The sequence below is a fragment of the Pseudomonas sp. V88_4 genome, assembly GCF_029967985.1.
Lineage (GTDB): Bacteria > Pseudomonadota > Gammaproteobacteria > Pseudomonadales > Pseudomonadaceae > Aquipseudomonas > Aquipseudomonas glycinae.
The window spans coordinates 136,116-150,799 of the sequence record NZ_JASCAF010000042.1 but is presented as its reverse complement, the minus strand read 5'-3'; the positions used below and the strand labels follow the sequence as shown (position 1 = coordinate 150,799).

The 14,684-nt window shown below is 61.3% G+C and carries 13 protein-coding genes; 7 read left to right on the top strand and 6 right to left on the bottom strand.

The genetic code is table 11. The features are described from left to right. Positions 1-43: 43 nt before the first annotated feature. From QLG12_RS19115 to QLG12_RS19100, 4 genes are all read left to right on the top strand, one after another. Positions 44-739 carry a DNA-3-methyladenine glycosylase gene (locus QLG12_RS19115; protein WP_197870068.1) on the top strand — a complete coding sequence of 232 codons (696 nt, stop codon included), beginning with the start codon at positions 44-46 and terminating at the stop codon, positions 737-739. Positions 740-793: 54 nt separating this feature from the next. Further along, a complete protein-coding gene (locus QLG12_RS19110) occupies positions 794-2,110 on the top strand; it encodes a bifunctional DedA family/phosphatase PAP2 family protein (RefSeq protein ID WP_236194158.1) in 1,317 nt (438 codons plus the stop codon). A gap of 148 nt (positions 2,111-2,258) precedes the next feature. Further along, on the top strand, positions 2,259-5,705 hold the full coding sequence (locus tag QLG12_RS19105; RefSeq protein WP_282475074.1) for a calcium-binding protein: 3,447 nt from the start codon (positions 2,259-2,261) through the stop codon (positions 5,703-5,705). Positions 5,706-5,952: 247 nt separating this feature from the next. Next, positions 5,953-7,416: a hypothetical protein gene (locus tag QLG12_RS19100; protein ID WP_282475073.1), complete on the top strand. Its 1,464-nt coding sequence runs from the start codon at positions 5,953-5,955 to the stop codon at positions 7,414-7,416. Positions 7,417-7,427: 11 nt separating this feature from the next. On the opposite strand, the gene QLG12_RS19095 is transcribed toward QLG12_RS19100, so the two are convergent. Genes QLG12_RS19095 through QLG12_RS19085 form a run of 3 tightly spaced genes read right to left on the bottom strand, consistent with a single transcriptional unit; the run spans position 7,428 to position 9,107 of the window. After that, a complete protein-coding gene (locus QLG12_RS19095) occupies positions 7,428-8,018 on the bottom strand; it encodes an LON peptidase substrate-binding domain-containing protein (protein WP_197870072.1) in 591 nt (196 codons plus the stop codon). 10 nt (positions 8,019-8,028) lie between these two features. Further along, entirely contained in the window at positions 8,029-8,745 is a 717-nt protein-coding gene (locus QLG12_RS19090; protein ID WP_007958637.1) for an LrgB family protein, read from the bottom strand. Beyond that, positions 8,745-9,107 carry a CidA/LrgA family protein gene (locus QLG12_RS19085; RefSeq protein ID WP_197870073.1) on the bottom strand — a complete coding sequence of 121 codons (363 nt, stop codon included), beginning with the start codon at positions 9,105-9,107 and terminating at the stop codon, positions 8,745-8,747. Before QLG12_RS19085 ends, QLG12_RS19090 begins: the two co-directional genes overlap by 1 nt. Positions 9,108-9,300: 193 nt before the next feature. Between QLG12_RS19085 and QLG12_RS19080 the strand changes: the two genes are divergently transcribed. The 3 genes from QLG12_RS19080 (at position 9,301) to QLG12_RS19070 (ending at position 12,263) form a co-directional block, all read left to right on the top strand. Then, on the top strand, positions 9,301-9,756 hold the full coding sequence (locus QLG12_RS19080; RefSeq protein ID WP_034153755.1) for a MaoC family dehydratase: 456 nt from the start codon (positions 9,301-9,303) through the stop codon (positions 9,754-9,756). A 110-nt stretch (positions 9,757-9,866) separates the two neighbouring features. Further along, the gene (locus QLG12_RS19075) at positions 9,867-11,594 is read left to right on the top strand and encodes a C13 family peptidase (RefSeq protein WP_197870074.1); all 1,728 of its coding nucleotides are present in this window, start codon (positions 9,867-9,869) and stop codon (positions 11,592-11,594) included. Positions 11,595-11,621: 27 nt separating this feature from the next. Beyond that, positions 11,622-12,263, top strand: a complete 642-nt coding sequence (locus QLG12_RS19070) for an oxidoreductase (RefSeq protein WP_197870075.1) — start codon at positions 11,622-11,624, stop codon at positions 12,261-12,263. A gap of 34 nt (positions 12,264-12,297) precedes the next feature. Here QLG12_RS19070 and QLG12_RS19065 read toward each other — a convergent pair whose 3' ends face one another. From QLG12_RS19065 to mpl, 3 genes are read right to left on the bottom strand one after another with little or no spacing between them, the layout of a single operon-like run. Further along, on the bottom strand, positions 12,298-12,594 hold the full coding sequence (locus tag QLG12_RS19065) for a YceK/YidQ family lipoprotein (RefSeq protein ID WP_011336111.1): 297 nt from the start codon (positions 12,592-12,594) through the stop codon (positions 12,298-12,300). Next, positions 12,587-13,234, bottom strand: coding sequence for a flavin prenyltransferase UbiX (gene ubiX, locus QLG12_RS19060; protein WP_179693614.1), 648 nt, complete (start codon positions 13,232-13,234; stop codon positions 12,587-12,589). The genes QLG12_RS19065 and ubiX overlap by 8 nt, the downstream gene beginning before the upstream one ends. Next, entirely contained in the window at positions 13,231-14,580 is a 1,350-nt protein-coding gene (gene mpl / locus QLG12_RS19055) for a UDP-N-acetylmuramate:L-alanyl-gamma-D-glutamyl-meso-diaminopimelate ligase (RefSeq protein ID WP_085654985.1), read from the bottom strand. Before mpl ends, ubiX begins: the two co-directional genes overlap by 4 nt. Positions 14,581-14,684: the final 104 nt, after the last annotated feature.

Sequence of the window (14,684 nt, the reverse complement as noted above, 5' to 3'; positions counted from 1 at the left end):
GTTATCATCACGACCTCCTCCGCCTGGATAAACCCTGTTTGCCATGTCCAACCTGACCGTTCGCGCCACCTCCGCGTGCCAGCCTGTCGGCCTTGCGGACGCTTTTTTTGACCGTGACGCCCAGACACTGGCCCGCGATCTGCTCGGCAAAGTCATTCGCCACCGCGTCGGCGATTTGTGGCTCAGTGCCCGAATCATCGAAACCGAGGCCTATTACTGCGAGGAAAAAGGCAGTCACGCGTCCCTCGGCTACACAGAAAAGCGTAAGGCTTTGTTTCTGGATGGCGGCCACATCTATATGTACTACGCCCGTGGTGGCGATTCGCTGAACTTCAGCGCCCAAGGCCCGGGCAATGCGGTGCTGATCAAGTCGGCCTATCCGTGGGTCGACGAGATCAGCGGCCCGGCCAGCCTGGCGCAAATGCTGCTGAACAATCCCGATGCTCAGGGTCGCCCGCGTCCCACGCAGAAGCTCTGCGCCGGACAGACCTTATTGTGCAAGGCGCTGGGGCTGAAAGTGCCGGTGTGGGATGCCAAGCGCTTCGACCACGAGATACTGCTGGTGGAAGACACCGGCCCCGCCCCGACCCACGTGATTCAGACCACCCGCCTGGGCATTCCCCATGGCCGCGACGAACACTTGATGTATCGCTTCGTCGATGCCGCCTATGCCCAGTGGTGCACGCGGAACCCGCTGCGCCGGGGTCAGGTCGAAGGTCGCGATTATTTTCTGCTGTGAATGCACACCCTGCGGCTCGCCGATCAGGGACATCAATGAAATGGAGTGGTTTGTATGGGCCCATGGCTCGATAGCGTGACCGGGTGGCTGGCCGCCAATCCGCAGTGGCTGGCCGCTGCAGTGTTTGTCGTCGCCTGTGTGGAATGCCTGGCGATTGCCGGTTTGATCGTGCCCGGCACGGTGCTGCTGTTTGCCGTGGCGGTGCTGGCCGGCAGCGGTGCGCTGTCGTTGAGCGAAACTCTGTTGCTGGGTTTCCTCGGCGGGATTCTCGGCGATGTGATTTCGTATTTCCTCGGTCGCCACTTCCACCAGAACATCCGGCGTCTGCCAGGCCTGCGCCATCACCCGGAATGGATGGCCGGCGCGGAAACCTATTTCCAGCGCTATGGCATCGCCAGCCTGCTGGTCGGGCGCTTCATCGGGCCGTTGCGGCCAATGTTGCCGATGGTCGCCGGGATGTGCGACATGCCCTTCCCGCGCTTCGCCGCCGTAAGTCTGCTGGCAGCCGCCGGCTGGAGTCTCGCCTACCTGCTGCCGGGCTGGGCCACCGGGGCGGCGATTCGCCTGCCACTGCCGGAAGGTTTCTGGCTGCAGGCCGGGATCGTTGCCGGCAGCATCGCGGTGATGGTCGGCCTGAGTGCCAACAGCAGCTTGCGTCGTCATCGCCGGGCGACGCTCTGGATCAGCAGCATGAGCCTGTTGATCCTGATCGGCCTGTTCATCGGCTACCCGTACCTGACCGCCCTCGACCAGGGCGTCATGACCCTGGTACAGGAACACCGCCGCCCGGCGCTGGATGAAGTCGCGGTGGTTTTCACCCTGATCGGTGAATTCCGCAACATGCTGCTGTTCAGCGCCCTTCTGACTGCGTTGCTGTTGGTGTGCCGACAGTGGCGCCACGCGATCTTCGTGGGCGGCACCCTGCTCGTCACGGCACTGGCCAACACCGGCACCAAAATGTTCTTCGCCCGAGTGCGCCCGGAAGTACTGACTGATCCGCTTACCAGCTACAGCATGCCCAGTGGTCACGCTTCGGGGTCGTTCGCGCTGTTCCTCGCGCTCGCCGTGCTGGCCGGACGCGGGCAGCCGCCGCGCCTGCGCCTGACCTGGTTGTTGCTTGGCTGTATACCGGCGCTGGCAATTGCCCTGTCACGGGTATACCTGGGAGCGCACTGGCCAACGGACGTCCTGGCCGGGGCCATGCTCGCTGCCTGCGTCTGCGCAGCGGGCCTGTGGCTCAGTCAACGCCAGGCACCTCTGGGTGCGATGCCACAGAAAGTCTGGTGGCTGGTATTGCCGGCGCTGGTCGCCCTGTTTGGTTTCTTCATCTTGCGGCACCTGCCACACACCTTGTTGCGATATGCCTACTGAGCCTGCGCTCCACGCTGACCGGCGCACGCCTGGGCGGTGAATGCCGGCAAACATTTGGCAAAGTAAAAGCTCATGAACAAGTCCGTGCCCCATGCCACATTCCGGCAGCTGCACCACAAACGGACTTGTGAAAAGAGCGATGACTTTGATGAATCAACCGATCCACCCACTTCGGGCTGACCGACCGTCAGCGCCAATCAAAATATCCGACCGGACCGGCCAATCGGATCAGGCCATCCGGAACAGCCCCTCGCACTCGGGAAAAAAACCGGGGCTCGCGGACCTGGACGCCCTGTTCGGTCCGTTGCGCATCGGTGAATACAGCGTCAGTCGCCAGACACTTCAAGCATTGGGTGGACGGGTCAACGGGCAACCCCTGTCGCCGACCACCACCTACTTTGCCGAACCTGACCAGGCATTCATCGATGCGCTGGAATTCGATACCGTTCAGATGGAACAACGGATGCGCTCCGTGCCCTCGCCGGAAAACCACCAGATCCCGCCCCTGCTGTACGAAATCGTCACCCAGCGTTCCCCCGATGCGGCACCGCTCATGCGCGAAATGCCCACAGGCGAGTTCGCTGACGCGATGAACAAGATCAATCATTTGCTGAACGCCACCCAACGTCTCGACATTCGTCGAGACCCCCTGCCCGAGCACTTGCCGGACTGGGTCGACAAAGCCAAAAGTCGCGGAATGACCAGCATGGGCGTCGGAATGCAAGCGTATGGACTCTACAGCGCTTACATCGGGGCTATCGATGCCCTCAAGAAGGGCGACACAGGTGAAGCGCTGATAAACGTTGGCGGAGGCGCCGCGGAAATCACCTCACTGGGCGTCGAGTACGCGCTGAGCAAGAGCGGGGAGCAAATGCTCCGTCAGGGGTCAATGGCCTTCGAACAATTCGGCAGGACGTCCATGGGCAAGTGGCTCTGTCGCGGGGCCGGGTTGATCGCCAGCGTGCTGACACTGCCGTTCGATATCTACGTCGCGATCAAATCCTTCAACGATGCCGCCAAGACTCAGGGCAAGGAGGCACAGGATCTGTATGTGACGGGCGGGCTGAGCGTGTTCAGCGGCGCATTGTCCCTGGCACTTGGCTGCGCGGCATTGGCGGGTTTCCAGGCAGCGGGCCCGGTGGGGATTGCCGCCGCCGCAATAATGATCGTCGGGGCCAAGATCTATGGTGCCGTGCGAGCCGTCGACGACATTGACGATTACATCGAGCTGACGGTGAACGAGCGCTGGCGCGCCGGCTGGTTTGCGTTCACCGGACAGGATCAGGACAAGGCGCTCATGGATCGATTACTGATCGCCAGAACCACCGCCGACTATGCCAAAGCCCTGAAAACTCGCAGCCTGAATTGGCTCAACAGTGAATTCAGGGAAACCGTCGATGTGATTGTCAACGGTCGATTTGAAGTGACGCTGCAACCCACCCGCCTCTATCGCTATCAATGGGACAAAGACAAGGGTGAAACGCCCTGCACCCTCGAAAACCTCCCTGTCATCAAAGACACGGACGACTCATATGACGCGCGTGAGGGCTTACCGGATTCGGACTACGTCGTCTCCATCACCGCAAGTGACCCTGCCAAAGGGGTTTTCTGGAATCTGGGCGGTGGCCATGACACGGTGCAGGGCATTCAGGAAAAGCCGAATTTCTTCAGCTACACCACAGGCCGGAAAATCCTCAGCGGTGGCAACAGAAACGACTCCTTTGTATTTCAGTCGGCATCAGAAGCACTCTCATACGATCCGATCAGGGCCAGCGAGCTGTCGGGTGGAGACGGAACCGATCTGTTGTGGCTTCAAGGTACGCACCGGCACCTGGATCATGTCCCCGCCCCACCCCGCCACCTCGGTTATGACATAGACCTGAAAAACGGCAAGCTGTCGCTGCGCCCCGTGAAACCGATGTCAGAGCCGGTGCTGCATTCGACGCTCGAGTCCATCGAAAAGGTCGAAACACTTGCCGGCGCAACCAATCGGGTCATCGGCTCCGATCAGGCGGACAGCATTGCAGCCAATGGCAACGATCACGTCGATGCCGGCGCCGGAAATGATCAGATCTCTGTACGTGGCCTGCATGTCACCGTCGACGGCGGTCGCGGCAGTGATACCTATTATCTCGATCCGATGAGCCTCAAGGTCTCCATCACCGAGGACGGCCTGGAGCCGAGCAAGGTCTATCTGGGGGTATCGCTGGAAGCCATCCAGCGCTGGTTCATCAGGGATAACGCGCTGGTGATCGAGTCGCTTCGAGACGATGATCCGCGCTCGCCCAGGCGCGAACTGATACTGGAAAACGCTTACCGGCCCCTCGATGGCAAACGCATCCTGCACCACGACAAGTGGGCGTTCATCACCCAGGACGGTTTCCATTTGCAACCGGACTGGCCTGGCGAGATTCCGCAGCACGGCGATCTGCCCATCAGTGTCACCCTCCTCACATCGGGCATACCCAAGGCATCTCCGGTGCAGATCAACGATCATCCGCACGTTCTGGCGGCTCGGGCACAGTCCCATTATTTCGTCTCCCGCCAGACCCGTCGCGCCGCCCTGATCGCCCCGAAAGACAGCCTACCGTCGCACAGCACCGTGCATGTCGATTTCGACAGCGAGGAAATTGTCAGCGTCCGTGCCACTTACGTGGTGAGCATCACGGAGATGGAGGCGTTCACGTTCCTCGATTACGACAATGTCCATTTCACCCTCACCTTCGCTGGAGGGGCCCGGCTCTCGTTGCATGCAAACGTGACAGGAAGTCAGGACCGGAAGACTGACATGGGCGCCGGTAACATGGCCGCCGGGTGGGCAATGAATCATCCCTTGACCCTGGTGATGCGTGATGGTGTTTCCTACCACCTGGACTTTCCCCGGAACGACTATCTGGAGGATGCAAAAAATCCGGGGTACCGGGTCATCGAAAGCCGTGCCTCACTGCGCGAGCGGGCCGGCCGATACCTGTTCGTCAGTCCCTCTGTCAGCAAGCGCTCCCTGAAGAACACGCCGCAACGGATCGACTTTCTGGCCACCGAGCACAACGCAACCTATTGGCTGGAAGGAAGGTCGGCAAGCTATGAGCTTTTTCTCGCGAGCAATCTCTCCATCCGTCTGTCCACCGCCGACGCTGACGCCAGACTTTCCGGATCCTCCACCTGGCTGATTCATACCCACCTTTTGCCGGAGAAGGTCACCCTTCGCGACCTGAGCATCAACAACGACCTGATCAAAATCGGCAGTGTTCACCTTCACCTGCCGGACAGCAACGATCCAGGACTGCCACTGGAAACCGTCGAGGTGGCGATCTCGTCCGGGAACCGTTACCGGATCAATGCCCTGTTCGAGGTGATTGGTCTCTGCGCTGCGGATGCCCGGGCCTACCCGACACTTGATGCCCTGGTTCAGGACGTCATTGACCATCAACGTCGCGACGAACTTGAAAGCAATGATGTGCAGGTCCTGAATCTGCGTCTGCGCGATGGCGACTCCGACCGGATTTTCTACAACGTCGCCACCGACAGCTGGAGGCTCGCCAGCGACCCGTCCCGAGTGATATCGATCGAACACCTGTCCATCGTCAAGGAATGACACCATGCGCCCCAAATCACCCTCACTGCCGGCAGTGTCCAGGATCAACACATCTGCCGACCCGTCACTGCAACCTCCCCGGCTGCGGCCAACGGGTCAGGCCGCACAATCACCTGATTCACTTTCCGGTCTGGTCATATCGGGCAATCGACCCCTGGGGCATCCACTGCCACCCGCAGCGACACCCGTTCCGCCAGGCGTCAAAGTCTCGGACCTGCCTGAGGTGCCCCGGGCATCGGCAACCCTGTTGAGCGACTATCTGTTGAGCCCCGGCCTGCTGCGCAACATGCAACCGGCCAATGAAGAAGGCTTGCGCTATGTCGTCGGACGCAAGTTCGTCGATGTGAAAAACCACGGCACCGTATATGTGGAGTTCGATCCGAACCTGGGCACCTATCGGGCGATGGATCTGTACAGGAAGCTGGCACCGGGACCTGCACTTTACAGAAACATCGACGAATCAACCTGGAGCCCTGCTCGACAAATCGATACCGTCCATCCGCTCAAGCGCCCGCCTCCGGATATTCATGACGCTGAAGCGGCGGTGCCTGCAAGGCAGCCGCGAATGACATTGATGCCCGCCCGATTGAAAGCCACGACGTCCGAACTGCTGAATACACACTTCGCACGGTTGTACCCGCAGATGACTCAAGCAGAACGGCTCATGGAATTGCGCTCGTACAATCTGTCGCCGCTCCAGCACGTCCGGCTGCGCGACGACCTGACCGCCCATCCCTCAGCGCTTCCGCAATGGGTCGCAGAGCACAAGCGTCGCTCACTGAACGCAGACGACCCAACCCGCTATGAAGCACTGCATCAGGAAATAGACCCCCTGCTTCGGCCACTGAGAAACGGCAGGTTGTTGCTCAGTCATTTGGGCGACTACGGCGATTTCAGCGAGAGCGTCAGTGGTGAATTCCTCGACGGATTCCTTGCAAGGCTGGGCTACCTGCGCAACGGCAGCGACGTCCTGTACCGCACAGACATCCCGGCCCTGTTCCGGGCCGATGAACGGACGCCCTTTGAGTTCTACAACGATGACCGGATGTTGCCGCGACTCAAGCATCCTCGTGGAGCAACCACCGAGAAACCGATCAGCGCAACCGTCAGTCTGAAGCGGGTTGAGCGATATGCAGGCAGAGGCACGGGCTACCCCGATCCGGAGTATCTGCTCTACAACAACCAGAAAAACAAATACCCCGGACGCAAGCCCGGTGACTCCGACAATGAATCAGGGGAATCCGACAATGACTGGTCCGAGGCTTCGGATGTGGAACTCGACGCCGAACGCAATTACGAAACCGTCCGGCACAATCAGACGATCATATTCGCCTACATCATCGACACGCGAAAAATGGAGGTCGTGCCGAGAGAGGAGAATCATCTGCTCAACAACGCCGCCAGGAACAAGGGTGCGTGGTTCCCGGAGGATGAACTGGAAGCGCTGATTTCAACGTCGAAACGGGGCATCGAGTCGGAACGTCTCTGGCTGCTCGACTCCACCCTCACTCGCGCGGCGAAAGTCGATGACATCGCTTATGAGGCAGGCTATCGACAGCGCAATGACATCGAAGCGCGAACCCATCAAGGCGCCGACAACCGATACGAATACGATGCCCTGATCGACAAGGTCGCCCAGGCCGGCAAGCCGCTACTGACACTGGGCAAGGACAAGGAGTGGTTCGCCAACGACATCATCTGGCCCGAATAGCGTTTTTGGCTCTAGGCAAACAGCTCGCCCTGCAACTCATCGAGTAGCGCCTGGATCGCATCCAGCCGCTGCTGCGGATCATCGAGTTGCAGCAGGTCGATCTTGTCTTCCTCGGCAAACGGCAGCAGATAAGCCAGTTGATTGGCCAATGACTGCTGCCCCGCCGCATCTGTGCCCATGTTCAGCGCCTCGACCATCGGGTGTTCGGCCAGGGCCTTGAGCAGCGCCACCAGATCGGCGTCTTCATCCTGCAGCGGTTGTTCGGGTTCTTCGTCGAGCCACTCGACCTCGGCCACGATCAATTGATCGCGCTGCACTTCGGTTCGTTGCACGATGAAGCGGCGTCCACCCTGCACCCGGATGCCCAGCAGTCCGTTGTCCTGCTGCTGGAAATCGGTGATGCGCGCTTCGCAGCCGACCATGGCGAAACCTTCCGGCGCGACGCCGACTTCGTTGCCTTCAAGGATGCACACCACACCGAACCCGCCGCCCTGTTTCATGCAGCGGCCGATCATGTCCAGATAGCGCGCCTCGAAGATCTGCAAATCCAGATTGCAGCCGGGAAACAGCACCGTGTTCAGCGGAAAAAGCGGCAGACTCATAGACATTTCCTTACACCACCATCGACACCGCCAACGGCAGGAACACCGCCGTGGCCACGCCCATCAGACTCATCGCCAGCGCCGCGAAGGCGCCGCATTCATCGCTTTCCTGCAACGCCACCGACGTACCGACCGCGTGCGCTGTCATGCCCAGCGCCATGCCGCGCGCCTCGGGGCTGTGTACGCCCAGGCGAGTCAGCAGCGCCGGGCCGAAGATCGCACCGATCACCCCGGTAATCAGCACGAACACTGCCGCCAGTGCCGCGACACCGCCGATCTGCTCAGCCACCAGCATGGCGATCGGCGAGGTGACCGACTTGGGCGCCATGGTCATCAGGATCATGTGATCGGCACCGAACCACCAGCCCAGCGCCACCCCCATGCCCGTGGCGACCACGCCGCCTATCACCAGCGTAGTAAAAATCGGCCAGAACAATTGGCGGATGCGCCGCAGGTTCAGATACAGCGGCACCGCCAGCGCAACGGTCGCCGGGCCCAGCAGAATGCTGAGGATCTCGGTGCTCTTGCGGTACTCGGCGTAGGTCAGGCCGCAGCCGACCAGCACGCCGATCACCAGCAGCATCGAGACCAGCACCGGTTGCAGGAAGATCCAGCGGGTTTTCTCGAACGCCGCCAGCACCAGTTGATAGGCACCCAACGTGATGCCGATACCGAACAGGGGGTGGTGAATCACCGAGGCCCAGGCGCCTTGCCAGTCAAACAGCATCAGGAATCCTCCGAAGGCGGCGCGTGACGCTTGACCAGCCGTTGCATCAGCACCCCGGCGAAGGCCATCGACAGAATCAGCGACACCACCAACGCCCCGACGATGGCCCAGAAATCCGCGGCAATCGCCGTGGCATACACCATCACGCCCACCGCTGGCGGCACCAGCAGCAGCGGCAGATAGCGCAACAGACTGCCAGCGGCGAGGTTCAACGGCTCGCCGACTTCACCGCGCACGATCAGGAATACCAGCAACAGCAAAAGGCCGATGATCGGCCCCGGCAGCACCGGCAACAGCAAATGATTGAGGGCCGTGCCGAGCAATTGAAACAGCACCAGCCACGTCAGGCCACGTAGCAACATCCGACATCTCCGTCTTACTTTCCAACCCGCAAGTCGTCGGCATTATAAGCACGCCTGCGCTATGGATCGGCATTCGCCAAAAGCATGGTCGGTTGACCTGAGCAAATCGCCATGATGATCTACAGTGGTTCGCAGGGCGGTCAAATCCCCCACCTGAAAAACTATAAAACCGATGAACCCAAGGAGAGTCTCAATGCCCTATGTTCCAGTTGCAGAGCTCAAAGATTATGTCGGCAAGGAACTCGGACGTTCCGAATGGCTCACCATCGATCAGGAGCGCATCAACCTGTTCGCCGAAGCCACCGGGGATTATCAGTTCATCCATGTCGACCCGGTCAAAGCCGCGCAAACGCCATTTGGCAGCACCATTGCACACGGTTTCCTGTCGTTGTCACTGATCCCGAAACTGATGGAAGACATCCTGGTCCTGCCGCAAGGCGTGAAGATGGTGGTCAACTACGGCCTGGACAGCGTGCGTTTCATCCAGCCGGTCAAGGTCAATTCCAAGGTCCGGCTCAAGGTCGACCTCGGTGAAGTGACCGAGAAAAAACCTGGCCAATGGCTGCTCAAGGCCACCGCCACCCTGGAGATCGAAGGCTCGGACAAACCGGCCTACATCGCCGAACCGTTGTCGCTCTGCTTCGTTTAAGCGCCTGGATGCGAAACGGCTCACGCTGTTTCGCATCCGCTCCTCCCTGCCGGCTGTATAAGGTCACATAGCTGCGGCATACTCGGTCGCCTAATTGCCCGGATCCCGCTATGCGCTCATTCGCCCCTCTTGCTCCCCTTGCCTTGACCCTGTTGCTGGCCGCGTGTGGCGACGGCGAATCGCTGTTGCCGCCGGATGCGCGCCTGCCCGACGGCGGCCGCTATCGCGGAGAACTGGTCGATGGCTTGCTGCAAGGTCAGGGCCGGGTCGATTACCCGAACGGCAGCTGGTACGCCGGGACGTTCGACAAGGGGCAATGGCATGGCCAGGGCGAATGGCATGGCAGCAATGGCGAGGTCTATCGCGGCAACTTCCAGCAAGGGCTGTTCGACGGCCAGGGCACGCTGACCACCAACGCCGGCAGCTACACCGGCGGTTTCAAGCAGGGTCGGCGCGACGGCGAAGGCACCCTCAAAGAAAACGCGATGACCTATCGCGGCGAGTTCAAGGCCGACCAGTATTCCGGGCTTGGCCGGCTGGAGCTGGATGACGGCAGTTCCTATCAAGGCCAGTTTGCCCACGGCAAACCCAACGGCGAAGGCCAGCGCGGCGATGCCAGCGGCAATCAGTTCACCGGCCACTTCGTCAATGGCCAGCTCGAAGGCAACGGCACCTTCAACAGTGCCGACGGCGACATCTACGTCGGCGGCTTCAAGAACAATCAACTGCACGGCAAGGGCCGCTACGAAAACGCCGACGGCGATGTGTGGCTCGGGCAGTTCAAGGAAGGCGCGCTGACCGGCAAGGGCGAACTGATCGGCGCCGACGGCAGCCACTACATCGGCTACTTCAACGACTGGCGCTTCAGCGGTCAGGGTCGCCTGAACCTGTCCGATGGCAGTTTCTACATCGGCGGATTCGACAGCGACAGCTATTCCGGACGCGGCACCCTGGTACTGACGGACGGCACCGTACTCAGCGGCACCTGGATCAACGGCCAGCGGGTACGCGATGCCGACGGCAAATTACTGCCTGACACGCTCGAACTCGGCTTGCTGGCCCAGGGTCGTCTGCTCGACGAGGCGCTGGCCAATGTGCCGGCCTCGACCCCGGCGGTGGAGCTCTACACCCTGACCCTCGGCGGCGACGGCAAGCAGAGCGTGTTCCTGCGCGAATCCGACTACGTGGCCAACATGCTCACCAGCCGCTTTGGCGCGTTTGGCCAGATTCGACTGGTCAACCACCGCGACCACCTCGGCGACCGGCCGATGGCCACCCGTGAAAATCTGCGGCGCGCCGCTCAAACCCTGGCCGAACGCAGTGGCCCGGAAGACCTGGTCTTCATCTACCTGACCAGCCACGGCACTGCCGAGCACGAACTGGTGCTCGACCAGCCGCGCATGGAACTGGCCGACCTGCCCGCCGACGAGCTTGCCGCCGTGCTCGCGCCCCTGAAGAACCGCGACAAGATCATCGTCATCTCCTCGTGCTATTCCGGTGGCTTCATTCCGGCGCTGAAGGACGAACGCACGCTGATCATGACCGCCTCACGCGCCGACCGCGTGTCGTTCGGCTGCTCCGAAGAAGCCAACTTCACCTACTTCGGCGATGCCCTGTTTGCCCAGGCGCTGAACCAGACCGACGACCTGGAACAAGCCTTCAAGCTGGCCAAGGCTACGGTCGCCGAGCGCGAACTGGCGGACAATTTCGAAGCCTCAGAACCGCAGATCTGGGCACCGAAACCCGTGCTGGCGCACTGGCAACTGCTGCGTAAACAGCAAGCGAGAAAAGCCTTGCAAAGTGCTGCGTTGAACGACGGAGCGATAAAGAGCAACTAAGCTGAACAGTATCAAGGGAGAGACACTATGTACTTGACGCCTCAGCACGTCTTGCTTGCCGGAGCCACCGGATTGACCGGTGAACATCTGCTCGACCGCCTGCTCAACGAGCCGACGATCAGCCGTGTCCTTGCCCCCTCACGCCGGCCGCTGGCCGAGCATCCGCACCTGGAAAACCCGGTCGGTGATCCACAAACCTTCCTGCCGCAGTTGTCCGGTCGCGTCGACATCGCTTATTGCTGCCTCGGCACCACCATCAAGCAGGCCGGCTCCGAAGAGGCGTTCCGTGCCGTGGATCTGGACATGGTGGTAGCGTTCGCCAAGCGCGCCCGGGAAATGGGCGCACGGCACCTGATCGTGATCAGCGCCCTGGGGGCCGATCGTCGGTCCTCGATTTTCTACAACCGGGTCAAAGGCGAGATGGAGCACGCGTTGCGCGCGCAGGACTGGCCGCAACTGACCATCTGCCGGCCATCGCTGTTGCTCGGCGAACGCAGCGAGCCCCGTCTGGGCGAGCAGCTTGCCGCGCCATTCTCCAAATTGATTCCTGGCAAATACCGCGGCATCGAAGCCTGCCAACTGGCCCGGGCGATGTGGCGGCTGGCACTGGAAGAACAGGACGGGGTACGGATCGTCGAATCGGATGAGTTGAGAAAACTCGGCAAGTAAAAACAAAAGATCGCAGCCATTGGCTGCGATCTTTTTAGAGTCCGCCAGTCGCCTGGAACCCCACGCCGATCACCGTCAGCAACGACAACGGCAACAGCAGCGTGTCGAGCAAGGCACTGGCCGGCAGATCCACTCCGGGATAGCTCGGTGCCTCGGCGCCGAATCGATCCATCGCGCAACACCCGCCATTCATCGCATACAGATCCAGCCGGGTGCCGGAATACACCACCGGCGCGCCGGGCTTGGCGGCATCCAGCGTGCGCGCCGTGGCGCAGCCGGTCAGTTGCAGCGCCAGCGCCATCAGCAACACAGCAGCCAGCAGCTTATTCATCGCTGCTCAGATGGTGTTCGCCCCAACGCGGCAGCATGTCCTGGGGGATACCCAGCAGATTGAGAATCCGTGCCACCACGAAATCGATCAGGTCATCGATGGTCTGCGGCTGGTGATAGAAACCCGGCGAGGCCGGCAGGATGGTCACGCCCATGTTCGACAGCTTGAGCATGTGTTCCAGGTGAATGCTCGAATACGGCGCTTCGCGCGGCACCAGAATCAACTGGCGACGTTCCTTCAACGTCACGTCCGCCGCCCGTTCGATCAGATTGTTGCAGGCGCCGGTGGCAATGGCCGACAAGGTGCCGGTCGAGCACGGCACCACCACCATGGCGGCCGGGGCGCCGGAACCCGAGGCCACCGGTGACATCCAGTCTTCCTTGCCGTACACGCGGATCTGCCCGGCGGCCGCGCCGGTGTATTCGGTGAGGAAAGCCTGCATCATTTGCGGCTTGGCCGGCAGCGACACGTCGGTCTCGGTGGCCATTACCAGTTGCGCGGCCTTGGAGATCAGGAAATGCACCTCACGATCCTCGCGCACCAGGCAATCCAGCAGGCGCAAGCCGTACTGGGCGCCGGACGCGCCGGTCATCGCCAGCGTGATGCGTTCCGGGCCGTTGCTCGCCAGACGAGTGTTCATTTCAGCGCCTCGGCGAGTTTGCCGTGCAGGCCGCCGAAGCCGCCGTTGCTCATGATCACCACGTGGGTGCCGGGCTGAGCCTGGCTCTTCACACGTTCAATGATGCCTTCCAGCGAATCGCTGACAATCGACGGCACGGTGCACAACGCGGCGGTGCCCGCCAGATCCCAACCGAGGTTGGCCGGGGCATACCAGATCACCTGATCGGCATCGACCACGCTGTCCGGCAGACCGTCACGATGCGCGCCGAGCTTCATCGAGTTGGAGCGCGGCTCGATGATCGCGATCAGCGGCGCATCGCCAATACGTTTGCGCAGGCCGTCGAGGGTGGTGGCAATCGCGGTCGGGTGGTGGGCGAAGTCGTCGTAAATGGTGATGCCGCGCACTTCCGCGACTTTCTCCATCCGGCGCTTGACGCTTTTGAACGCGCTCAAACCGGCAATACCCATCGACGGCACAACGCCGACGTGACGCGCGGCGGCCAGAGTGGCCAAGGCGTTGGCGACGTTGTGTTGTCCGGTCAATTCCCACTCGACCACGCCTTGGGACACGCCTTCGAACATCACTTCAAACGCCGAGCCGTCGTCTTTCAGCAACTTGACCTGCCACTGACCGCCGGCACCGGTGGTTTGCACCGGGGTCCAGCAGCCCATCTCGATCACGCGTTGCAAGGCCGGTTCGGTAGTCGGGTGGATCACCAGGCCTTCGCTCGGAATGGTCCGCACCAAGTGATGGAACTGCCGCTCGATGGCCGGCAGATCGGGGAAGATGTCGGCGTGATCGAACTCAAGGTTGTTGAGGATCGCGGTGCGCGGACGGTAGTGGACGAACTTCGAACGCTTGTCGAAGAACGCGCTGTCGTATTCGTCTGCCTCGATCACGAAGAACGGCGTGCCGCCCAGACGTGCCGACACCGAGAAATTCTGCGGCACGCCGCCGATCAGGAAGCCAGGGCTCATGCCGGCGTGTTCCAGCACCCAGGCGAGCATGCTGCTGGTGGTGGTCTTGCCGTGCGTACCGGCAACCGCCAGCACCCAGCGACCTTGCAGCACATGGTCGGCCAGCCATTGCGGGCCGGAAACGTACGGCAGGCCTTTGTTCAGCACGTATTCCACCGCCGGATTACCGCGGGACATGGCGTTGCCGATCACCACCAGATCCGGTGCCGGCTCAAGTTGCGCCGGGTCGTAGCCCTGGGTCAACTGGATGCCCTGGGCTTCGAGCTGGGTGCTCATCGGCGGATAGACGTTGGCGTCGGAGCCGGTCACGTGATGGCCCAGCTCTTTGGCCAGAACCGCCATCGAGCCCATGAAAGTCCCGCAGATACCCAGAATATGAATGTGCATAGTCGACCTCGTAAAACATGGCCGCAGGTTAGCGCAGGGAGGGGGAATTCGCACTCTTTAGCTGATTGAGGGGTGGAGGTCTGAATGTGTGTCGACTTGAGATC